Raw genomic sequence first — 23,916 nt, forward strand, 5'->3', positions numbered from 1 at the left:
AGATAAATTATATTTTTATGAAAAACAACTTATTAAAAGTAGCATTAGCACAAATTTCTCCAGTTTGGTTAAATAAAGAAAAGACAATTCAAAAAATTGAGAAATCAATTTTAGATGCATCTAAAGAAAACTGCGAACTCATTGTTTTTGGAGAGGCATTATTGCCTGGTTATCCATTTTGGATTTCAATAACAAATGGTGCAGAATGGAATTCTAAAACTCAGAAAGAAATTCATGCACATTATGTAAGAAACTCAATAACAATAGAAAAAGGCGAATTAGATTCCATTTGTAAATTGGCAAAAGACAACAAAATTGCTATTTATTTAGGAATTATGGAACGCGCACAAAATAGAGGAGGACACAGTATTTATGCTTCTTTAGTGTATATAAACGAAGAAGGAGAAATAAAATCTGTCCATAGGAAATTACAACCAACTTTTGACGAACGTTTAACTTGGGCTCCAGGAGATGGAAATGGTTTACAAGTGCATCCATTGAAAGAATTTACTTTGGGTGGTTTAAATTGTTGGGAAAATTGGATGCCTTTACCAAGAACAGCTTTATATGGTTTAGGCGAAAATTTACACATTGCAGTTTGGCCAGGAAGCGATTATAACACCAAAGATATTACACGTTTTATCGCGAGAGAATCGCGTTCTTTTGTAATTTCTGTTTCCAGTTTAATGGCAAAAACAGATTTCCCAAAAGATATTCCACATTATGATAAAATTGTAAAAGATGCACCAGAAGTTTTAGCAAATGGAGGTTCTTGTATTGCTTCTCCTGATGGAGAGTGGTTAGTAGAACCAGTTTTACATAAAGAAGGTTTAATTATAGAAACGTTAGATTTTAATCGTGTTTTAGAAGAAAGACAAAATTTTGATGTTGTTGGACATTATTCAAGACCAGATGTAACCAAGTTGCATATAAATAGAGAAAGACAAAGTACGGTTTCTTATGAGGATTAATTTTTCCTGCAAGGTTTTAAAAAGCTTATAGGTATTGGTAACTTACAATATTTTCAACCCTTTAGGGTTCTTAGAGAAAACCTCTGTGAATCTCTTTGTAATAACTATTTCTTAATTTGAACCAACTCCTCCAAAACTCTCTCAACACCAAGATCATTATTGCTTTTTGTCTCGTAATTTGCAATTTCTTTAATGTCTTTATGTGCATTTTCCATCGCAAAACTAAACTCAGCTTCTTGTAGCATTTCAATATCATTGTGGTAATCGCCAAAAACCATTGTCTCTTCCTTCGTTACATTTACCATTTTTTGAACTTCTCTTAAGGCGTTTCCTTTATTAGCTTTACCTGTAGATATATCCAACCAATTTTGTCCGGAAACTTTCAGTAAATAATCGTTTTTTAAATGCTTTATTTCTGGATAAATAAAATCTTCTGAAGAATTAAAATGATATACTGCAATTTTTAAAACAGGAGTTGTTTTTGCAACTTCAATCAAATCGTCTACAACTTGATAACTGTAATAATATTCTTGAAATAAGTTTATAAATCGAGCATCTTTACTTTCTATATATGCTGAATCTTGCGAACACAAGACCATATTTGCTCCATCAATTTTTCTTAAAGTTGGAATGATGTCAATGATTTTATCTGAATCTAAAGAATTTAAAAGCAAAACTTCATCCCCTTTTTTAGCAATTGCACCATTTTCTGCAATCACATAAATTTCATCTTTAATAGGTGCTAATTTATCTACAATACTATTGTATTGTCTTCCACTTGCTGCGCAAAAATGAATTTTTTTTTCTTTTAGTTTCTGAAAAAGTTCAAAAAAAAGTGGACTTACTTCATTATTAGAGTTTAGTAACGTTCCATCCATATCAGAAACGACTAACTTTATTTTTTCTAAATTCATAAATGGAATTCTTGTCGATAAAAAGTGGTTGGAATTATCCTTTTTTTGTAGAATTACGCTCTACTAAATCGGTTTTAATAATAACGGTTTGTGGTGCTTCTTTTGTATCGGATTTATCTTCCAATCTGTTAATTAGCATTTCTGCAGCAGTTGCTCCCATGATTTCTCCATGCTGACTTACAGTTGTTAATTTTGGGCTTGAGTGTCTTGCCAGAATTCCGTTAGAAAAAGAAACTACAGAGAAGTTTTCTGGTATTTTACGCCCATTTTTCTGTGCAACTTTCATTGCTGCAATTGCAGAAGATTCGTCTGTTGCAATTACAGCATCAATTTTATTAGTATCGAAAATTGGTTTTAGAATACTTTCGTAGGTTTTATAATCTTCATTAACAATATTAATAATTATATTGTTATCGACTGCTAGATTAGCGTCTTCTAAACCTTTTAAATATCCCTGATGTCTTTTTTTACCAACCTTTAAATTACTAATGGTAGAAATAAAAGCAATGTTTTTGCTTCCCGTTTTTGCTAAATATTTAACGGTTTTTGCAGCTCCATCAAAATCGTCTGTAATAACTTTATCACATTTTATAGATTCTGCAACTCTATCGAACATTACAATTGGAGTACCATTATCTATTAAATCCTCTAAATGTTTAAAATTGTTTTTTAAAACTGTTTCCTCTGCAAGGGATAAAATAAAACCATCGATACTTCCATTGGAAAGCATTTCTATAGTTTCCACTTCTTTTTTAAAAGATTCATTGGAAATACAAGAAATAATTTTATAGCCTTTTTCATTGGCTACTTTTTCCATTCCATTAAAAACTTGTGCGAAAAAATAGTTTAACATGTTTGGAATTAAAATTCCAATTGTTTTCGTTTGCCTATTTTTTAAGCTTAACGCGTTAAAATTAGGTTTGTAGTTGTTCTCTTTAGCGTATTTCTGTATTTTCTCTTTCGTACTTACACTAATTTCATAACTATCATTCAACGCTTTAGATACAGTTGAAATGGAAACATCAAATTCTTTAGCAATGTCTTTTATGGTAAGTCTTTTCATATATGATAAAATATAAGCTACTAAAATACAAAAATCTCATCAGAAATAGAGAATACTATAAAGATTTTACAATTTCTTTATTTTATAATTTCGCTGAAGCTCATATATTAGGTAGGAAAAAACAACTAAATATTCTAAAGCCACAAACCATAAATTTTCTTTCCATGGATTATTTCCATACGCTTGGTAGGTTAAAACGATTACAAAGGTCCAAACTATTGGAAATTTATATTTTGTAAAAACTGATAAAATTAAAGGGGTAGCTAAATACCAAGGATGAACAGTTGTAGCTGTAAAATAGTAAAAACACAAACCAAATAACATGGCAGTTATCAATTGTTTTAGATGGCTGTTTTTTCTGAAAAATGTGATGAAAATTAGAAATAAAATCGTTAAAATCGGAGTGATTTTGCCAATAATTGCAATTTCATTATAACCTCGAAATAAGTACCCAATTTCTCTAAAAATATAGTAGAAACTTGCATTAAATTCAAAATTTCGAAACCACAAACCAACCGAATTGGAATAATTTGCGATTAATTCTGAAGAATAAAAAGGTAGAAATAGTAGGAGCGTGGTTGCTAAAATTATGGTGTAAAAAGCAATTAGCTTTAGTAAATGTTTCGTTCTCGACTGTTCTTGAATTAAAGTTGAATTTTTCTCTTTTTTCAAGTTGAAAAGCGGAACAAACCATTGAAAAAATAAGGGCAAAAATAACAGTGGAATCAATTTAATGGAAACAGAACAAGCGATTAAAACTGCTGCCCAAATCCATTTTTTTTGATGTAATTTATACAAACCCCAAACCAAGAAAAACAACATTACAGATTCGAAATGTAAATTACCAGTCATTTCTATGATTATGAAGGGATTCAAAACATACCAAAAGATATTTTTAATAGGTAAGTTGAATCTTTCCAACAGTTTTTTTCCGAAGTATAAAATACCAATATCAGCTAAAATAATAATACTTCGAAGCACAATTACAGAACCAAAAATGCTTTTACTCACAAAAATTGCTGCAATTAAAAAACACAACTGATTTAATGGTGGGTAATTCGTATAATGGCTTCCATTTAATTCGCCCATTCCACGATACAATTCCACAGCATCTGTAACTGGTATTAGGTTTTGTTGCATAAAGGTTTCTGGCAATGATAAATATGGGTTAAAACCATTAAAAATCATGCGACCATCCCAAATAAAACGATAAAAATCTTGTGATAAATTCGGAATAGAAAACAGGAAAACAATCCTGAAAAGCACCATTATTCCTGCGTAAGTGGAAAAAGGAATGCTTTTATTTTTCAATAAAAAATAGAAACAACCGAATAAAGAAAACCAAAGAAATAAAAGCGGATAAAAAGCAGTTCTTTCTAAAAAATAAGCAAAGAAAAAATACAGAATTACACTAATGCTAATTAAAAAAATGGCTTTATTTTTTTCTGACAAAGGCATTATGCTTTAGAAAAAATAGATTTGAAAAAGACGTAACTAAAACCAATAAAAAGCATTAAATGGAAAGGAAAAAGACCGAAATCGCCACCTTCATTTCCAACAATAAATGCGCTGTACATTCCATATGCAAAATAAATGGCTAAAATACCCTCGATAATTACATGTCCAGAAGGTTTTTGCTTGATGTATTTATTGGTTTTCCAAGCATCTTTTATGTTTTTTATGTTGAATTTTGGGGTTCTTACAAATTCACTTTTCTTACCAAAATGACCTTCCAAAACTGCAATTGTGTTGTGTAAAGAAAAGCCCATTGCAATTGAGAAAAATGTAAAAAATGCACCAATATATTTTATGAAATTTAAGAATCCACCTCCATAAATGTTTTTGTACATGTGCCAATAGCAGATAAAAAATATAAAAGAACTAATTATGAAAAAGCTCATCACATAAAAATAAATTTTTAAATGTTCGAACTCATTTTTAATGTATAACATTGGAATACTTAAAACTGCAACTAAAAATATACAGGTAAACATAGAGCTATTTAGCAAGTGTAAAACACTGTGTATTTTTGTTTTAAAAGAAATGTTTTTGCTACGAATTACGCGACGCATCATTTTTTGAAAATTCTCTGCACCACCTTTGTTCCAGCGAAATTGTTGCGATCTTGCAGCGCTAATAACAATTGGTAATTCTGCAGGCGTTTCTACATTTTCTAAATACTTAAATTCCCACTTTTTTAATTGCGCTCTGTAACTTAAATCTAAATCTTCTGTAAGTGTGTCTCCTTCCCAATTTCCTGCGTCGTAAATACATTCTTTACGCCAAACACCAGCAGTTCCATTAAAATTTATAAAATGTCCTTGGCTATTTCTACCCACTTGTTCTAAAGTAAAATGTGCGTCTAAAGCAAAAGCCTGAATTTTAGTTAACGTAGAATAATTTCTATTGATATGTCCCCAACGTGTTTGAACAACACCAATTTTTTCATTTTTAAAATAAGGAACAGTTTCGTACAACCACGTTTTTTGTGGTAAAAAATCGGCATCGAAAATGGCAATAAATTCTCCTTTTGCAATTTTTAAACCTTCTTTTAATGCCCCAGCTTTAAAACCTTGTCTGTTACTTCTTCTAATATGCTGAATATCGATTCCTTTTTCTTGAATTTTTTTGATATGTTTTGCAGTCGTTTCAATAGATTCGTCTGTAGAATCGTCTAAAACCTGAATCTCCAATTTATCTAAAGGATATTCTAATTTTGCGATATTTTTTAGCAAACGTTTCATTACATACAATTCATTATAAACAGGTAATTGTATGGTTACAAAAGGAATTTCGTTAGGATTTGAAAAATCGTATTTTTCTGAGGTATCTATTTTTTTTCTTGCTTTTAAATAATTAAAAAGCAAGTTTAATTGTGCCAAAGCATACATGAAAATAAGCAATAGCGAGATTGAATAAATTACAATTATTATTACGATGATAATATCTAATATCATTATTTGAAACTATATTTAAAAATCCAACCTAAAATTTTAACACCAGCCATAATACTTCCTTTTACGGTTCCAGATACTTTAGAAACACCAATTCTGTTTCTGTATTTTACAGGAATTTCTTCGTAAGACATTTTCTGTTTTAATACTTTTAGTTGCATTTCTACAGTCCAACCATAGGTTTTGTCTTCCATTTTTAAAGCCAATAACTTATCGTATTTAATGGCTCTAAAAGGCCCTAAGTCTGTAAATTTTGCTCCAAAAAATAACTTCATTAAAAATGTTGCTAACCAATTTCCAAAAACTTGTTGTGGCGTCATAGAACCATTTTCACGTAGTCGTTTTACACGAGCGCCTATTACAAAATCGATATTTTTATTAATAATTGGATAAATAATTTCAGTCAATTGTTCTGGATAATCGGAATAATCGCCATCTAAAAAAACAACAATATCTGGTTTTATTTCTTGGTCTGCAATGTATTCCATTCCTTTTAAACAAGCATAACCATACCCTTTTCTCGTTTCAGATAAAACAGTTGCACCAGCTTTGTAAGCATTTTCTTCAGTATTATCTGTAGAATTATTGCTAATAACAATAACTTCTTGTACATTTTTAGGAATGTCTTTAATAACATTTCCAATGGAATCTTGCTCATTATAGGCAGGAATAATAACTTTTATAATTGGTGTCATTGTCTTAAATCATTTAGATTGTTTTCATCTTTAAAGGATGAAAAATCTGTCCATTCTTTTAATTTGTTTCCGTTTTTGAACTTGCTCGCTTTTATTAACTTTTTCTTGTTATACATTAAGCAATATCCATTCTTTTTGTTATTTTTAAGCTGACATTTATGGTCTACATTTCCTTCTTTGTCATAAAATAACCACCAGTTATTTTTTTTACCTTCTTTAAAATGACCTTCTTGTTTTATACTAGAATTTTGGCGGTAAAAATACCAATATTTTATTTCAAAATTGTTTTTGAAACTGCCTTCTTTTTGTAAACTACCGTTTTTGTAATAATATTTCCAATAATCTACTTTTATATCATTTAAAAGCCAACCTTCTTGTTTTAATTGTCCGTTTTTGTAATATTCTTTATAATATTTCTTTTGAGCAAAAACGTTTGTAGACCATAAAATTATTAATAAAAGAACTATGCATATTCGCAAAGATGCAAAGTTTTTTTTCTTTGAATAAGAATTACAAATAGATGTATTGTTTTTAATCATTCTATGTTAATTTCCATCGTAAGCAAACTAACTGAAAATTGCAACTGTCACTTAATACTGAGACTGCTACTGAAAACTCTTTATTTATCATTTATCAATTCCATTAAATCTACATCATTTCCAAGTAAAATTTCAGTCGGATTTATTCTACCATTTTCAGGGCCATTTTCTAATTTTAAAACGCCTCTTGGACAAACTGCAGAACAAACTCCACAACCCACACAACTAGATCTAACAATGTTTTCTCCTTTTTGTGCGTAAGCTCTTACGTCAATTCCTTGTTCGCAATATGTAGAACAATTTCCACAAGAAATACATTGGCCACCATTTGTGGTAATTCTAAATCTCGATTTAAAACGTTGTACCAAGCCTAAATAAGCAGCTAAAGGACATCCAAAACGACACCAAACTCTGTTTCCGAAAATCGGATAAAACCCAGTTCCTATTACACCAGCAAACCAAGCACCAATTAAGAAACTATAACTGTCTTTAATCCATTGAGAATTAATTCCTAAGAACGATTGTGCTCCTGTAAAATAACAGTAAAGAGTTACTAAAGTCATCACTAAAGAGAAAACTAAAACAGAGTGAATTAACCATCTTTCCAACTTCCACGCATTTAAACTTTTGTTAGAATGTTGTCTGTAAGGATCGCCCAAAGTTTCTGCCAAACCACCACAACCACAAACCCAGCTACAGTACCAACGTTTTCCAAAGAAATACACCATTACTGGTACAATAACTAAGGTTAAAACGATTCCCCAAACTAAGATGAAAATTCCAATTCCGCCAGTTTCCGCTAAACTTTTTAAGTTCCATTCAAAGAAAAAATCATAATCTAATGGAAATGCATTTTTAAAATCATATTCTGGCATTTGTAGGCTTGCCATTATTTCTGGAATTAAAAAAGCAAACACAATTTGGAAGAATAAAACAGAAATTGTTCTTACAATTTGATATTTATTATGTCTGTATTTTATAAACATTCTAACACCCATGGTTAGCATTACTGTACAATATAAAAACCCATAAACAAACCATTGGCTTGCAGGTCGTCCACCTAAAGTTTCGCTAATTGGATCTAAAATAAAAGTCCAGTTCACTACATAATCTGCAAAGAAATATAACACCAAATAAAAGGAAACTAAAAAGATAAGTACCATCCACGCAATAAAACCTCTATTTGTTGCAGAATCATGATAAATACCATCGTTTTTAATACCAGGTTTTCCTAATAATATAAGATTCGGAAGAATAAATAATAAGGCACCAATAATTCCTAAACCAAACGTTAAAAACCAAGCCAAACTAGGGTTTTCAGTTACAAAACCTTTTCCTGCTTTTTTTGCTAAATTAAAACTTAGTGTGTGTGGTTTTCCGTTTATTTTATATTGATATTGTTCTCCTTTTTTATCCCAATTTTTTTCTGCTTCGTATTTTGCAATCTGTTGATCGTAATAATCATTAGATTTTTGATATGCTTTTCGTACACGACTCGAAAACTCGAAGATATTCAAATCTTCATTTGTAACTGCAGCTTCTTGTAGTGCACTTTTAATAAGTGTATTTTTATAGTTTTGTTCCTGTAAAAAAGAATCTAATTCAGCTTGCTTTAAGTTGAATGTACCAGAAAAAATAGTTCCTATAAATATAGCCAATCCTACTAAAAAGATAATTAGACCTGAATTTTTTATTATTTTCAAAATAATTGTTTTTTGTGAAAATTAAGTGTTATTTGAAATAGAATTTCTTAGTGACTTTAACTGAAAATTCGTTTCCAACTTTTCTTTTTTAGTTGAATATTTGTGTTGTTCTCTATATTGAATTTATTTACAATTTCTTTTTCATGTAAACTGTAAAACTCAGGATCGAAATTAGCATCTGCCAAATATTCTAACACATGTTCAATAGATTTGTTTTCGGTTAACCATTGATCGAAAATTTCGTGACGCATCCGAATCCCAAAAGTATTTATCCCTAAAAATTTATTGGAATTTTTATCAAAAGAAATGGTAATACATTTATGTTGTTTTGGGTGTTTCCATTGAAAATAAGCTTCGTTTTCTTGCTTGTTTTTTTCGCTAAAAACCCAACCATATGTTTGGTACTCAATATCTAAAAATTTTGCTGAATTAAACCAATGTCCTGGTTTGTATTCAGTTTTATTTCCACAAATAGTTTGTGCGAGTGCTTCTCCCATCATTCTTCCTGTGTACCAAACAGCTTCAATATTTCTTCTTTGTCCAATTGCTTCATGTTGTTCTGCACAATCGCCAATTGCATATATGTCTTTAATGTTTGTTTCTAAAAAACGGTTCACTAAAACACCTTTTTTAGTTTCAATATTAGTATCTTTTAAAAAATCGATATTTGGGGTAACTCCAGCAGTTAAACCAACTACGTTACAAAATATTTCTTCGCCAGTTTCTTCAATAATTATAGAGCTCACTTTACCTAATTCATCAGATTTAATTTCTTTTAAATTTGTATTTAAACGTAAATCTATATGATGTTCTTTTATATGATTGTTAATCATTTTGGACTCTTGTGCTGGTAAAACTCCGTTCCAAAAACTATCTTCACGAACTAAAAAAGTAACAGGAATATCTCTACTTCTTAACATTTCTGCTAATTCAATTCCAATTAAACCACCACCAACAATTACGGCTCTTTTACAAGTCTTGTTATCTGGTGCGTGTTTTTCTAGTTTCTCTAAATCTTTTTTGTGATACATTCCCATAACACCTTCTAAATCTTGTCCAGGCCAACCAAATTTATTCGGTTTAGAACCAGTTGCAATAATTAGTTTAGAATACGTTAAAGATGTTCCGTTCGAAAATTCTAAATTTTTATTTTCAGTATCTACTTTTGCAACATATCCTTTTTTTAGTTCGATGTTGTTTTTCTCCCAAAACCAGTTTTCGTAAGGTTGTGTATGCTCAAACTTCATGTGGCCCATATAAACATACATAAGTGCAGTTCTAGAGAAAAAGTATTTGTGTTCTGCAGAGACAATGGTAATTTTTTTATCAGAATTTTTTCTGATATGTCTTGCTACAGTTACACCAGAAATTCCATTACCAATAATAACGATATGTTCCATATTTAATTGATTGTTGCTTTTATGTCGAAGCTAAAGTTAAGAACTTAAAAATTAAATATAGTTTAGAATTGTTTTAAATAACTAATTATTTTTTTTTGTAAGTTGTTCAAAGAAGTAAAGACTGATGTAGAAATTTTTAATATCCAATTAAAATAAAATCAACCAAAATGAACAAAACAATTTTTAAATTACTGTTTACAGCAGTATTAGTAGTAAGTTTTCAATCTTTTGCACAAGAAGATGATAATAATAGTAAAAGCAACATTCAGACCTACACACCTTCAAAATTACTAAATAAAGGTCAGTGGGATGTTAAGTTTTTTAATAATTTATATACCGAAACAAAAGGTACATTTAATGGAGTAAAGTCAGATAAAGTTAGAGAAAATTATTTTACTTCAACCGTAGATATTTTTACAGGAGTATCTAATAATAATAGAATTAATGTTGGTTTATTATTAGAATATCGTTCAAATACAAGAAATGGAAAAAGTGCATTGTCTGTTTTTAATCTTGGAAACGATGTGAATTCAAGGAAAGGATTGTCTTCTTTTGCGCCAGCAATTAAAATTCAACCGATAGAAAATGTAGGTAATTTCTCTATTCAAAGTGCTTTCCACATTCCGTTATTTAAAGATGAAAAAAATGCAGATGATGTTTTCTTAGATCAAACAGCTTATACATTTCAGAATAGATTTTTTTACGATTATACATTGCCAAGTGGAGATTGGCAATTATTTACAGAGTTAAACACAGAGTATAATTTCGGAGAAGAAACAAGTTTTTCAAACAATACATTTGTGTTAGCTCCTGGTGTTTTTATGAGTTATTTTCCTTCAGATAAATCTACTATTTTAGGTTTTGTACAACATTACCAACGTTTTGGAGATTTTACACAAGATTTTACTGCACTTGGTTTTGGTGGAAAATACCAATTAAACGAAAATTTAAATTTAGAAGTTTTATACAGCAAATTTGTAAGAGGAGAGGATACTGGCCTAGGACAAAGTTTTAACATTGGTTTAAGAGCATTGTTTTAGGAAAAAGAACTATTTTTAGGGAGAAATATGAAAACAAAAAACTTCCTTTTATTCCTCTTAATTCCATTATGTTTTTCTTGTGAAAGTCAAACCAAAAAAATTAACGGAGTAAGTTTTGTAGCATCTAGAGATACTATAAAACAAACACATATAGAACCTGTATTAAAGGCGCATAGTAATTATGTTGCTTTAATGCCTTTTGGTTTTATTAGAGAATTGTCTACACCAAAAATAATCCATAATACCAATAGACAATGGTTTGGAGAAACTAAGAATGGTTTGTTGCAATATGCAAAGAAATTCCAAAAAGAAGGTGTAAAAATAATGGTAAAACCACACATTTGGGTAAGTCGTGGTGAATTTACTGGGAATATAAAAATGACTTCCGAAGAAAATTGGACAATTTTAGAAAACTCTTATTTAGATTTTATTTTAACCTATGCAAAAGCTGCTGAAAAGTTAAACGCGGACATTTTATGTATTGGAACTGAATTAGAACAATTTGTAATAAATAGACCTGATTATTGGCAGAAAGTAATCAAAGAAATTAGAAAAGTTTACAAAGGAAAACTCACTTATGCAGCAAATTGGGACGAATTTAAAAGAGTTCCTTTTTGGGGAGAATTAGATTTTATTGGAGTAGATGCATATTTTCCGTTAACAGATAAAAAATCGCCAACAGTTGCAGATTTCGAGAAAGGTTGGAAATCGCATAAAGATGAAATCAAAAGAGTACAAAAGCAATTTAATAAACCTGTTTTATTTACGGAGTTTGGGTATAGAAGTGTCGATTTTTCTGGGAAAGAACCTTGGGATTCCAATAGAGTAGTGGAAAATATAAATATGCAGGCTCAAGTAAATGGTTTGCAGGCAATACACAATCAATTTTGGAAAGAAGATTGGTTTGCTGGTGGTTTTGTTTGGAAATGGTTTCATAGTCACGATCGAGTTGGAGGAGAAAAAAACAATCGTTTTACACCACAAAATAAACCAGCCGAAGAATTGTTAAGAAAATTATATTCCCAATAAAATATGATAATTATCGTTTTCTTACTAAAGAGTTGATTGTAAATTTGAGAAGTTTAAAAACAATAATTATGAAAAAAATAGTTGTACCAGTAGATTTTTCAAATTACTCAGAAAACGCTTTAAAAACTGCAGCGCAATTAGCGAAAAAAACAAATGCATCTATAATTGCATTACACATGTTAGATTTGCAGGAGATTAATTTAGCAGAAAGTCCAAATTATCAACAAGAAAAAGCAGTTTTCCTTTTAAAATTAGCAGAAAAAAGATTTAAAGAATTTTTAAGAAAAGACTATTTAGAAGAGGTAAATGTAGTTCCAATTATAAAACACTATAAAGTTTTTAGCGAGATAAGCGTTGTTGCTAAAGAGGTAAATGCCGATTTAATTATTATGGGATCTCATGGTGTTAGTGGATTAAAAGAGTTTTTTATGGGCTCAAATTCAGAAAAAGTAGTTCGTTATTCCGAAATTCCTGTTTTGGTTATTAAAAATGAATTATATGATGTAAGCTTTAAAGATATTGTATTTGCGACAGATTTTTCAGAAGAATCGATTCCTGCATTCAAAAAAATGCTAAAAACTTTAGATTTATTTAATGCAAAAAAGCATATTTTGTACGTAAATTTACCGAACGAAAATTTTAAAACAACACCAGAAATGGATGCTCTAGCTTATCATTTTTTAATGAAAGCAGAAGGGAATGTAGATCGCTTAATAAATGTTAATTTTGTTTGTGCAAGATCTATAGAAGATGGGATTTTAAATTTTTCGAATGCGATTGGTGCAGATTTAATTACGACTGTAACTCATGGTAGAAAAGGGTTGTCGCATATTTTTTCTGGAAGTATTTCCGAGGATTTAAGCAATCATGCAACCTTACCAATAATGACTTTTAAAATTTAAATTTTTAATGAATTGTAAGCGTTTTTTATTTTTTATAATTTTTATTACAACTTTTTTTTCGTGTTCGGAAGATAGCGATTTTAGTGTTCCTAGAAATTTACAACAATATATAGATGAGAATTCTAATCTAGAAATGGACGATTTAATTGCTTTTGCTTCAAACGCAAAGGCAAATACAAGCCTAAATTACATTTTTTATTATCCTGAAGAAGGTGCAACAGATATTCGTTATTACGAAACGCTTGATATTAATGTAGACGAAAAGGATTTTTCTAATTATAGAAGAGAAACTTTAACACAAGAAGATGTGTTTGGTGGAAAATTAGAAAAATTTTCTAGATCTGGAGATACAGAAGCATGGTGTTTGGTTACTTATTTAAGAGAAGGAAAATTGCATATTTCAGATCCTATTCTATTAAAGAATGCTTCGAAAGCTACAGAATATAGTTCGGATGTAGATATCGATTATACAACAACTTTAGAGCCGAGATTTACTTGGGAAGATGGAACTATCGACGAAAACGTAATTTATTTTCAAGTAATTTCAGACGAAGAAAACGATTTTATTTCTGGAACCTATACAGAAGAAAAAACCTTTAAATATTACGACACTTCTAACGTGGTTTTAAATATAAATACTGCAGAACCAGAAGAATTGGTGGAAGACGAGATTTACAATTTTACATTAATGGGTGTAAGTGAAGATAATTGGGTGAATTTAATTATCGAAAAGCAGTTTATTCCAAGAAATTTGGAAGAATATATTGCAGTAAATAATGATAAGACTACTGAAACTGCAAGAGCTTTTGCTGGAAACGCAAATGGGAATAAAGAAACTACTTATATTTATTATTATCCAGTTGCAGATGCATTCGATTTTAGATATTACGAAACTGAAGATACGACTGTAGATAAAACAGATTTTTCTAATTATAGAAGAAAAAACCTTACATCTACAGCAGCTTTAGGAAACCAGTTTAGGCGATTTTCGAACGATAGTTCAAAGGAAGTTTGGTGTATTGTTACATTTATTTCTGGGGATAAATTATATGTTTCAGATCCTATAAAAACAAAAAATCAAACAAGAACTACTGAGTGGAAAAGCGAAGTTACCATCGACGATTCCGAAACTTTAAAACCACGTTTTACTTGGACAGATGGTGTTTTTGTAGAGAATGATAGATATCTTCAAATTTTTACCAAAGAAGACGATAGTTTTTTATCTGGTACCTACACAACAGAGAAAACATTTAAATATTACGATACTTCTAATGTTGTCGAAAATTTGAATATAAGTACACCTCCAGCTTTAGTTTTAGATGACGAAAATACTTTTACTTTATTCGGAATTAGTAATGATAATTGGGTAAATTTAGTAATTCAGAAAACTTTTATTGTACAGTAATGAAGTGTAAGAAATACTTTTTTCTTACATTTTTTCTGCTTTTAGTAAGCTTTATATACTCACAAGAAAACATAATTAAAGTTCTTAATATTGAAGGAAATAATAAATTAAAAACTTCTTATATTCAGAGTATTCTTTCGACAAAAAAGAATGAATCTTTAGATTCTTTAAATATTGAAGAAGATATCGTTTTTTTGAAAAGACTACCAGCAATTAGTAATGCTTCCTATAAAGTCAATAAAATTAAAGGAAATAATTATGAAGTACAATTTAATATTGAAGAAAATTTTACAATAATTCCTGATGTTAATTTTTGGACAACCACAAACAAACAATTTGCTTTTAAATTAGGTTTATACGATTACAATTTTTTAGGTAGAAATATTGCATTTGGAGGGTTTTATCAAAATAATGGATATAATTCTTATGGTATAAATTTTAGAGCTCCAAATCTGTTTTCTAAAAATTGGGGTTTAGCCGTAAATCATCAAAATTGGAAAAGTGAAGAACCTTTATTTTTTAATAATTCTTCTGCCAATTATCTATATAATAATGTTTCTTTTGAAGTTTTGGGTTTGCATCAATTCAATTTAAAAAACCGAATAGATTTTGGAGTCAATTTATTTAAGGAAGAGTATACTTATTTGTTTGGAGCAACAGACGCCTCAGTTCCGCAAAAATTAAATTTGAATAAAGCATTGTTTAAACTCACCTATATTTTTGATGGATTGGATTATTCGTATCAATATGTTAGTGGATTTAAAAATGTTTTAAACACACAATATGTAGTAACAGAAAGCGATTTTCAAAATAAATTTTTAATATTTTGGAACGATTTATTCTATTTTAGAAGAATGTGGGCAAAAGGAAATTTGGCAAACAGACTACGTTTTGGACTTTCTACTAACGAAAATTCACCATTTGCACCATTTGCTTTAGACAATAATGTAAACATTAGAGGCGTTGGTTTTTTGGTAGATAGAGGTACAGGAGTTGCGACTTTAAATTCGGAATATAGACATACGATTTACGACAAAGGTTGGTTGGCAATACAAACAAATGTTTTCGTAGATGCTGGTTCTTGGAGAAATCCAGGTGGAGAATTAAACGACTTTATTAAAGACGAAAATTTAAGAATTTACAGTGGTTTAGGACTTCGTTTTATTAGTAAAAAAATTTATAATGCCACCTTTAGAATTGATTACGGTTTTAAAATTTACGATGGTAAAAGCAATTCTAAAGGCGGTTTAGTTTTTGGAATAGGACAGTATTTTTAAAGTTGATTTATTCAGTAATTAAAATTAAATCTTCAGAATTTACCATTACTCCAGCTTTTAAAACAATTTTATTAATAGTTGTGTTTTCTGTTGCTGTAATTGTGGTTTCCATTTTCATCGCTTCAATAATAAACAAAGGTTGATTTTTCTTGATTTCCTCTCCTTTTTTCACCAAAATTGTTGATAACAAGCCTTGTAAAGGCGCACCAATTTCTTTAGAATTTGTTTTATCTGCTTTTAAATTTTCTACTTTTTCTACTTTAATAGATTCATCTTTTATTTTTACAGACCTACTTTGTCCATTTACTCTAAAATAAACATTTACAAGACCGTCTTCATTTGTTTTAGATACCGATTCTAAAGTAATTAAAAGTGTTTTTCCTTTGTCTAATTCTACAATAATTTCTTCACCTCTTTCCATTCCGTAAAAGAAATTTTTGGTAGGCAAGTTCATTAAATTATCATATTTCGTGTGCTTATTAAAAGCATCTGTAAATACTTTTGGGTATAATTTATAAGATAGGAAATCTGTAAAATCGATGGCTCTTCCTAAATCATTCTCAAAAATCTTTCTGAATTCTTTGTACTCTTTATCAAAATCTATTGGCTCTAAATGTGCATTTGGTCTGTCTGAATAAGGTTTCTCATCTTTTAAAATCAATTTTTGAAGATCTTTTGGGAAACCACCAACAGGTTGTCCTAAATCTCCTCTAAAAAAACTAACCACAGATTGTGGAAAAGAAATGGTATCTCCTCTTTCTAAAACATCTTGCACCGTTAAATTATTACTTACTAAATATTGTGCCATATCTCCAACAACTTTGGAGCTTGGTGTTACTTTTACGATATCTCCAAAAAGTAAATTTACATCTCTGTACATTTTAGTAATTTCATAAAAACGATCTTCCAATCCTAACGCTTGTGCTTGTGGTTTTAAGTTTGAATATTGTCCACCAGGAATTTCATGTTTAAACACTTCACCAGAACCAGCTTTTAAACCAGATTCAAACGGATAATAATACTCTCTTACAGTTTCCCAATAGTTAGAATATTCGTTCAGAGAATCTGTATTCATTGGGTTTTCTCTTTCGTGAAACTTCAACATTTCTACCATCGAATTAAAGTTTGGTTGCGATGTTAAACCAGACAAACCACCCAAAGCAACATCTAAAACATCTACACCAGCTTCAATTGCTTTTAAATACGTTGCAGATTGAATTGATGAGGTGTCATGCGTATGTAAATGAATAGGAATATTAATTTCTTGTTTTAATGCGCTAATTAATTCGAAAGCGGCATAAGGTTTTAACAAACCAGCCATGTCTTTTATTGCCAAAATATGAGCACCCGCGTTTTCGATATCTTTAGCTAAAGTTGTATAATATTTTAGGTTGTATTTTGTGTTTTTTGGGTCTAATAAATCGCCTGTATAACAAATAGAACCTTCTGCCAAACCTTGGGTTTTAGTTCTTACATGTTCTATACAAGGAGCCAAAGATTTCATCCAATTTAAAGAATCGAAAATTCTAAAAATATCCACTCCATTTTCCCAAGAAGAAACCACAAATTTTTCAATTAAATTATCTGGGTAAGCTGTGTAACCAACGCCATTAGAACCTCTTATTAACATTTGTAACAAAACGTTTGGCATTGCTTTTCGTAATAATCGCAAACGTTCCCAAGGATTTTCTTGTAAAAAACGCATACATACATCAAAAGTGGCACCACCCCAAACTTCCATACTAAAAATTTCAGGATTGTTTTTTGTGTAACCTTCTGCAACCTTTAACATATCATAAGTTCGCATTCTTGTTGCTAGTAAACTTTGGTGCGCATCACGCATTGTTGTATCTGTAAAATGTACTTTTTTCTCACCTTTTAACCATTCAGAAAATTTATCTGGACCTAATTTAGTTAGTAAATCTTTTGTGCCTTCAGGATGTTGAATATTGGTAATTATTTTCGGAACTTTTGGTTTAATAAATGTTTTAGTAGCATCAATTTTTTTAACATCGCTATTTCCGTTTACAATAATATCACCCAAATAGGTAACCAATTTTGTAGCTCTATTTCTTGGCGCTTTAAAAATGAATAAATCAGGATTATTTTTAATGAAATTAACAGTTACTTCTCCTTTTCTAAAAGTTTCATGTTTCAGAATATTGTCTAAAAACAACATATTTGTCTTTACACCTCTAATTCTAAACTCTGCTAAAGCTCTTCTAATTTTTCTACAAGCTCCATCTAAAGTCCTACTATTTGCAGTAACTTTTACCAACATAGAATCGAAAAACGGAGAAATAGTAACACCTTGATACACACTTCCTGCGTCTAAACGAATTCCAAAACCAGAAGCACTTCTGTAGGTTGTAATGGTACCATAATCTGGTTTAAAATCGTTTTGTGGATCTTCTGTAGTAACTCTACACTGCAAAGCATATCCATTAATTTTTACACTTTCTTGATTCGCAATTTTTATTTGCTGATCTTCTAATTTATAACCACCTGCAATAAATAATTGTGTTTTTACTAAATCTATATTTGTAATAACCTCAGTAACTGTATGTTCTACTTGGATTCTGGGATTTACTTCAATAAAATAAATACTGTCATCATCATCTACCAAAAATTCTACAGTACCAATATTATTATAATTTACTGCTTTACAAATTTTAATTGCGTAGTTGTAAAGTGCATTTTTTGTTTCTTGCTTTAATCCAAAAGAAGGTGCAAATTCTATTACTTTTTGATAACGTCTTTGTACAGAACAATCACGTTCAAATAAATGCACAATATTGCCAAAATTATCTGCAACAATCTGAATTTCTATATGTTTAGGATTTTCTACAAACTTTTCTAAAAAAACAGTATCATCACCAAAAGCATTTAACGCTTCTCGTTTACTTTCGTTAAAAGCACTCTGCAATTCTTCTGGTCTTCTAATAACTCTCATTCCTCTTCCACCACCACCTGAAGCCGCTTTTAGCATAATAGGATAGCCAATTATTTCTGCTTCACTTAATGCTGTTTCAATAGAATCTAAAGCTTTTTTATTACTCTGAATAATAGGAATATTGTTATCTAAAGCAACTTTTTTAGCGGTAATTTTATCTCCTAAAGATTTTAAAACTGATACTTTAGGTCCCACAAAAATGATGTTATTCTCATCACATTTTCTGGCAAATTCTGCATTTTCAGAAAGAAAACCATAACCAGGATGAATTGCATCTGCACCACATTCTAAAGCGACTCTTATAATTTCATCACTATCTAAATAAGGTTTTAAGGGTTCGTTATCTTCTCCAATTTGGTAAGATTCATCTGCTTTATATCTATGTAAAGAATATCGGTCTTCAAAGGTGTAAATACCTACAGTTTTTAAACTAATTTCTGTACATGCTCTAAAAATTCTTATGGCAATTTCACCTCTGTTAGCAACAAGTACTTTTTTAATTTTCATCTGTAAAATATTTTGGTTTGAATTAATTTTCTCTAAAGATAAGTTACGAAATCGATATAGTAAAAAGAAATTTGAAAGAATTTAGAAACTTTTGAATTTTATTCGGGAATTATCAATAAGTTAGATTTTTGATTAAAGAATTTAGAGATGAGAACATTTGCAATAGGAGATATTCATGGAGGTTTAAAAGCCTTGCTTCAAGTTTTAAATAAAATTGAAGTAACAGAAAAAGACAACTTAATTTTTGTAGGAGATTATGTAGATGGTTGGAGTGAATCTGCACAAGTCATTGAGTTTTTAATTAATTTATCAGAAAAAATAAACTGTATTTTTATAAAAGGAAACCATGATATTTGGTGTGAGAATTGGTTGAAAAAAGATGAGGTAAATCCAACTTGGTATATACATGGAGGAAAAGAAACTATGGAAAGTTACGATGGTTTTTCTGCGGAAGATAAAAAGCAACATTTAACTTTTTTCGAAAATTTACCATTATATCATTTAGATGATAAAAATCGATTGTTTTTACACGCTGGTTTTACATCTATGCATGGAGTAGAAAAAGAAATTTTTAAAGAGAATTTTTATTTTGATAGAACTCTTTGGGAAATGGCTTTAGCTGTAAACCATAAAATGGATAAAGATTCTATTTTTTACCCGAAAAGAATTCAGCATTATAAAGAGATTTATATTGGGCACACACCAACAACTAATTTTGGAGAATCTGAACCAATGAATGCTTTAAATATTTGGAATATTGATACTGGAGCCGCTTTTAAAGGAAAGGTTTCTGCAATGAATATCGATACAAAGGAATTTGTGCAAAGTGATAATTTGCCAGATTTATATCCTGATGAAAAAGGTAGAAATTAATAACTTCATTGTGAGTTTAGAAGCAATTTGTTAATTAAATGTCATTTCGACCTTGTGGAGAAACCTTCAGTAAAGGTTTTAAATTATTTAAAAAGATTTCTCAACGTCACTACGTTTCACTCGAAATGACAAGTCTATTTCTTACCAAAAGGATACAATTCCTGCTGAATAAAACCCTTTGGAAAATCTTCATCACCAGAAAAACCAATTTCGATATCTTTTCCAGAATGAGGAATGTAATTCGTTTTAAATATATAATCCCAAATACTTAAAGTTAGTCCGAAATTTACACCATATTTTCTTTCTTCTGGCAACTCTTTAGAATGATGCCAAATATGCATTTTGGGGTTGTTCAAAATATATTTTAACCAACCATAATCCCAATTGATATTTGCGTGATTTAGATGCCCAATGGTTATATTAAAAAAGTGGACAAAAGCTACATCTTGTGCAGAAAATCCTCCAATAATTGCCAAAGGAATATATCTTAAAGAATTGTAAACTACAGGTTCCATCCAATGATAACGCAAATGTGCAGCAAATCCCATTTCTTTTACAGAGTGATGCACTTTGTGGAAATTCCAAAGAAATTCAGATCTGTGTAATAATCTGTGTGTCCACCATTGTACAAAATCTACCACAATAAAAAAGATAAAAATTCTTGCGAAAAAAGGTAATTTATTAATCTCTAATAATTGAAAATCAGCAATTGATAAACCAATAAAACCTAAAACATCATTAAAAAATACAGCTGCAGAATTAGACAAAGCAACCAACACAATTAAGTTCAATAAAAAGAAATTAAAGAACATGTAAAAAGTGTCTAACCAAAAGTCTTTTCGGAACAAAGATTGGTTTTTACGCCAAGGGAAAATTGCTTCTAAGCCCCAAACAATTAAAGAAATAATTATTAAACCATAAAAATAATTCTCCCAATTCAATTCCATTAAAACAGAATTTTTAAGATAATTCCAATAATCGGAATAAGAGTTTTTTATGAGATCAATGTATTTGTTCATTTATAAAACCTTAACCACTTCTTTAAAAAGCGTAATCATTTTTGGTTCTGCTTCACCAGCGATTGCAATAATTTCAGCAATATCTACAGGTTGTAAATTTTTAGGATCACATTCGTCTGTTAAAACTGAAATTGCAGCACAAGGCAAATTTAATTGTTTGGCAACAATAACTTCAGGAACTGTACTCATTCCAACAGCATCTGCCTCTAAAATTTGTAGCATTCTGTATTCTGCTCTGGTTTCCAATTGAGGGCCTAAAACACTTGCATAAACACCTTCATGCAATTGAATTTTTTGTTCTGTAGCAATTAATTTTAATTTTATATTGATTTCTTTAGAATATGGCTCTAGTAGATCTGCGAAAATATTTCCAAAATCGTTGGCGCCTTTAAAGGCCAAAGGAGAAGTTCCTTGCAAATTAATATGGTCTTCAATGAGCATTAAATCGCCTTTTTTATAATTTAGATTTATTGCACCTGCCGCATTTGAAATTAAAAGATTTTTAATACCTAAACCATGCATTGTTCTTATTCCATAAGTAACTTCCCAAGCATTATATCCTTCATATAAATGAAAACGACCAGACATTACCAGTACCTTTTTGCCTGATAATTCTCCATAAATCAACTTTCCAGAATGAAACTCTACTGTAGCTTGTGGAAAATGTGGAATATCTGCATAGGTAATTTCTAATTCAATGGAAATTTCATTAACTAATTTACCCAAACCTGTTCCTAAAACAATACCTGTTTCGGGCTTTGTAATTCCGTTTGATTTTAAAAAATCGATTGTTTCTTGTAGTTGTTGTTTTTTCATTAATACTGAATTTATGTTATGATAATTCAGTATTAAAATGAATTACTGAATCACTAATTTTTGAGTTTTAGATGCATTTTCAACAGAAATTTTAACCATGTAAACTCCTGGTTGTAAGTAAGAAACATCCAATGCTTTTCCTGTATTTTTTTGCTGATAAAATACTTTTTTCCCTAAAACATTAAAAATACGAATTTCTGCAGTATTTGCCTTCATATTTCCAATTCGAATTTCGTTTTTTGCGGGATTTGGATAAACTTTTATTTTCTGAATATCAAAATTATTTACAGACAAAATACTACAACTTGAAGAAGTAAAATTATTGAATGTTCCTAAATCCCAAAAATGATTGTATTGTAAGCAGTAAAAGAAAATTTTATCGAATTTTGTAATGTCTTTTCCATCTGGAATCGCAATAGTATAGGTTTGTGCACCATTTGGTTGTGTTAAGCCAATTTCAAAATGATTCAAATCAGCAATTAAGGTTTGTGCCAAAACTGCGTCCGATTTTCCACCAGATTCTACTAAAAAAGCTCGAACATCTGGTCCTGAGGCTGTACTAAAATTACTTGCTAAATTTAAAGTAATAGTATTATTTGTGTTTAAAGTTAGCGAAACATCACCAGTAACATTGTAGGAGTTGTCATCAGGGTTGTTACCAAAACCACTAACAATTTCTGAACATTGCCCATAACTTTGCGAGAAAATAAGTGCAAAAAATAGCGAAAGTAACGTTGTTTTCATATAAAATTATTTAGAGTTGATAAACATATTCATGATTTCTGGGATATTTTCAATATCCTCATATACATCTATGTCGTTTTTAAACTCCAATAATTTCACTTTTTTATCAATTAAATCTGTTAAAGTATCTTTTCTAACAGTTTCTGTTCCCCATTCTTTATTTTTGAAGACATTTTCTTCCAAAGAATTCATCCCTAATAAATAATAACCACCATCTTCAGCAGGACCAATAACCACATCATTAGTATCTAATTCATTAAATGCCTTTTCTATGTTTTTTGATGACAAATCATATAAATCACTTCCAATAATTAGCACTTTTTTATAACCTGCATCAAATCCGTTTTTGAAAGCATTTTTCATTCGAATGCCTAAATCTTCGCCAAATTGCTGGTGTTTTTGATAAATATCTGGATTCCAAATATCGTTTTCTCGAATTTTCACGGAATAATAAACAGCTTTATCCGCAGTTTTTACTTCCGAAGAAATATCTCTGGTTCTTTCTAATAAAAATTTATAGATTTCTAGTGCAGTTTCGTCTCCAACACTTTTTGCTAAACGTGTTTTTGCTTTCCCTAATTCCGGGTTTCTTGTGAAGATTAATAATAGGTTTTTATTCATAAACTTTCTCTCCTTTTTTTAGCCATTTACTCCAACCCTTACTAAAAGTATGTACTTTTTCAGTTTTGTTTCCTAAAGTGTCCACTACTTGAAAGTCTGCATTTTTCCATTCGAAAATACCTCCATATAAATTGTAAACATTTGTGTAACCTTCTTCAATTAATTTATGAGCAACAGTTTCCGAGCGAATTCCTAAAGAACAATACACAACTATTTTGGCGTTCTTGTCTTCTGGTAATTTTGATAAGGTTTCTTTTAGTTTAAAATGATCATATCCAACACGAATTGCATCTTTTAAGTGACTGACTTTAAACTCTTTTTCTTCTCTTGCATCTAACAAAATCGCTTTTGTTTTTGGTAAAGCCAAAGTTTCTACAGACATGTAAGGAACATTTCTTTTGTTCCATTTATTCAATAATTTATCTAATTTCTTTTGTGCAGAAACAGTTGAGGTAACTACTAATAAAAGGATGAGTATTTTTTTCATTTTA

General features: G+C 29.9%; 21 protein-coding genes. 7 read left to right on the forward strand and 14 right to left on the reverse strand.

Translation table 11 applies throughout. From position 1 onward, the window contains the following. Positions 1-17 precede the first annotated feature (17 nt). Positions 18-971 (forward strand): carbon-nitrogen hydrolase family protein, encoded by a 954-nt coding sequence (locus H9I45_RS13635; protein ID WP_088354008.1) that lies wholly within the window; start codon positions 18-20, stop codon positions 969-971. Positions 972-1,075: 104 nt separating this feature from the next. On the opposite strand, the gene H9I45_RS13640 is transcribed toward H9I45_RS13635, so the two are convergent. The 8 genes from H9I45_RS13640 to H9I45_RS13675 form a co-directional block, all read right to left on the reverse strand. Further along, positions 1,076-1,885, reverse strand: coding sequence for a Cof-type HAD-IIB family hydrolase (locus tag H9I45_RS13640; RefSeq protein WP_088354009.1), 810 nt, complete (start codon positions 1,883-1,885; stop codon positions 1,076-1,078). A gap of 34 nt (positions 1,886-1,919) precedes the next feature. Next, on the reverse strand, positions 1,920-2,948 hold the full coding sequence (locus tag H9I45_RS13645) for a LacI family DNA-binding transcriptional regulator (protein WP_088354010.1): 1,029 nt from the start codon (positions 2,946-2,948) through the stop codon (positions 1,920-1,922). Positions 2,949-3,014: 66 nt separating this feature from the next. Next, positions 3,015-4,406 carry an MptA/MptB family glycosyltransferase gene (locus H9I45_RS13650; RefSeq protein WP_088354011.1) on the reverse strand — a complete coding sequence of 464 codons (1,392 nt, stop codon included), beginning with the start codon at positions 4,404-4,406 and terminating at the stop codon, positions 3,015-3,017. Continuing rightward, positions 4,406-5,905, reverse strand: a complete 1,500-nt coding sequence (locus tag H9I45_RS13655) for a cellulose synthase family protein (protein WP_088354012.1) — start codon at positions 5,903-5,905, stop codon at positions 4,406-4,408. Before H9I45_RS13655 ends, H9I45_RS13650 begins: the two co-directional genes overlap by 1 nt. Further along, the gene (locus H9I45_RS13660; RefSeq protein ID WP_088354013.1) at positions 5,905-6,597 is read right to left on the reverse strand and encodes a glycosyltransferase family 2 protein; all 693 of its coding nucleotides are present in this window, start codon (positions 6,595-6,597) and stop codon (positions 5,905-5,907) included. The genes H9I45_RS13655 and H9I45_RS13660 overlap by 1 nt, the downstream gene beginning before the upstream one ends. Further along, the gene (locus H9I45_RS13665) at positions 6,594-7,136 is read right to left on the reverse strand and encodes a toxin-antitoxin system YwqK family antitoxin (RefSeq protein ID WP_228454922.1); all 543 of its coding nucleotides are present in this window, start codon (positions 7,134-7,136) and stop codon (positions 6,594-6,596) included. Before H9I45_RS13665 ends, H9I45_RS13660 begins: the two co-directional genes overlap by 4 nt. 80 nt (positions 7,137-7,216) lie before the next feature. Then, positions 7,217-8,839 carry a 4Fe-4S binding protein gene (locus H9I45_RS13670; RefSeq protein ID WP_088354014.1) on the reverse strand — a complete coding sequence of 541 codons (1,623 nt, stop codon included), beginning with the start codon at positions 8,837-8,839 and terminating at the stop codon, positions 7,217-7,219. Between the two features lie 56 nt (positions 8,840-8,895). After that, positions 8,896-10,239, reverse strand: coding sequence for an NAD(P)/FAD-dependent oxidoreductase (locus H9I45_RS13675; RefSeq protein ID WP_088354015.1), 1,344 nt, complete (start codon positions 10,237-10,239; stop codon positions 8,896-8,898). Between the two features lie 167 nt (positions 10,240-10,406). Between H9I45_RS13675 and H9I45_RS13680 the strand changes: the two genes are divergently transcribed. From H9I45_RS13680 to H9I45_RS13700, 5 genes are all read left to right on the forward strand, one after another. After that, complete coding sequence (locus tag H9I45_RS13680; RefSeq protein ID WP_088354016.1) at positions 10,407-11,279, forward strand: transporter family protein; 873 nt, start codon at positions 10,407-10,409, stop codon at positions 11,277-11,279. A 27-nt stretch (positions 11,280-11,306) separates the two neighbouring features. Further along, a complete protein-coding gene (locus tag H9I45_RS13685) occupies positions 11,307-12,308 on the forward strand; it encodes a glycoside hydrolase family 113 (protein WP_088354017.1) in 1,002 nt (333 codons plus the stop codon). Between the two features lie 68 nt (positions 12,309-12,376). Beyond that, entirely contained in the window at positions 12,377-13,210 is an 834-nt protein-coding gene (locus H9I45_RS13690; RefSeq protein ID WP_088354018.1) for a universal stress protein, read from the forward strand. Between the two features lie 7 nt (positions 13,211-13,217). Continuing rightward, positions 13,218-14,615, forward strand: a complete 1,398-nt coding sequence (locus tag H9I45_RS13695) for a hypothetical protein (RefSeq protein WP_088354019.1) — start codon at positions 13,218-13,220, stop codon at positions 14,613-14,615. Further along, positions 14,615-15,892 (forward strand): POTRA domain-containing protein, encoded by a 1,278-nt coding sequence (locus tag H9I45_RS13700; protein ID WP_088354048.1) that lies wholly within the window; start codon positions 14,615-14,617, stop codon positions 15,890-15,892. Before H9I45_RS13695 ends, H9I45_RS13700 begins: the two co-directional genes overlap by 1 nt. A gap of 7 nt (positions 15,893-15,899) precedes the next feature. On the opposite strand, the gene H9I45_RS13705 is transcribed toward H9I45_RS13700, so the two are convergent. After that, positions 15,900-19,352: a pyruvate carboxylase gene (locus tag H9I45_RS13705; protein WP_088354020.1), complete on the reverse strand. Its 3,453-nt coding sequence runs from the start codon at positions 19,350-19,352 to the stop codon at positions 15,900-15,902. 147 nt (positions 19,353-19,499) lie between these two features. On the opposite strand from H9I45_RS13705, the gene H9I45_RS13710 reads away from it, so the two are divergent. Beyond that, positions 19,500-20,225: a metallophosphoesterase family protein gene (locus H9I45_RS13710; RefSeq protein WP_088354021.1), complete on the forward strand. Its 726-nt coding sequence runs from the start codon at positions 19,500-19,502 to the stop codon at positions 20,223-20,225. A gap of 134 nt (positions 20,226-20,359) precedes the next feature. On the opposite strand, the gene H9I45_RS13715 is transcribed toward H9I45_RS13710, so the two are convergent. Genes H9I45_RS13715 through H9I45_RS13735 form a run of 5 tightly spaced genes read right to left on the reverse strand, consistent with a single transcriptional unit; the run spans position 20,360 to position 23,912 of the window. Then, on the reverse strand, positions 20,360-21,244 hold the full coding sequence (locus tag H9I45_RS13715) for a sterol desaturase family protein (protein WP_088354022.1): 885 nt from the start codon (positions 21,242-21,244) through the stop codon (positions 20,360-20,362). Then, positions 21,245-22,060 carry a purine-nucleoside phosphorylase gene (locus tag H9I45_RS13720; RefSeq protein ID WP_088354023.1) on the reverse strand — a complete coding sequence of 272 codons (816 nt, stop codon included), beginning with the start codon at positions 22,058-22,060 and terminating at the stop codon, positions 21,245-21,247. A gap of 42 nt (positions 22,061-22,102) precedes the next feature. Then, entirely contained in the window at positions 22,103-22,804 is a 702-nt protein-coding gene (locus H9I45_RS13725; RefSeq protein ID WP_088354024.1) for a DM13 domain-containing protein, read from the reverse strand. A 6-nt stretch (positions 22,805-22,810) separates the two neighbouring features. Beyond that, a complete protein-coding gene (locus tag H9I45_RS13730) occupies positions 22,811-23,425 on the reverse strand; it encodes a TIGR04282 family arsenosugar biosynthesis glycosyltransferase (protein WP_088354025.1) in 615 nt (204 codons plus the stop codon). Further along, the gene (locus tag H9I45_RS13735) at positions 23,418-23,912 is read right to left on the reverse strand and encodes a rhodanese-like domain-containing protein (protein WP_088354026.1); all 495 of its coding nucleotides are present in this window, start codon (positions 23,910-23,912) and stop codon (positions 23,418-23,420) included. Before H9I45_RS13735 ends, H9I45_RS13730 begins: the two co-directional genes overlap by 8 nt. Positions 23,913-23,916: the final 4 nt, after the last annotated feature.

Origin of the sequence: Polaribacter haliotis, from assembly GCF_014784055.1 — a bacterium.
In the GTDB taxonomy this organism is placed as follows: Bacteria; Bacteroidota; Bacteroidia; order Flavobacteriales; family Flavobacteriaceae; genus Polaribacter; species Polaribacter haliotis.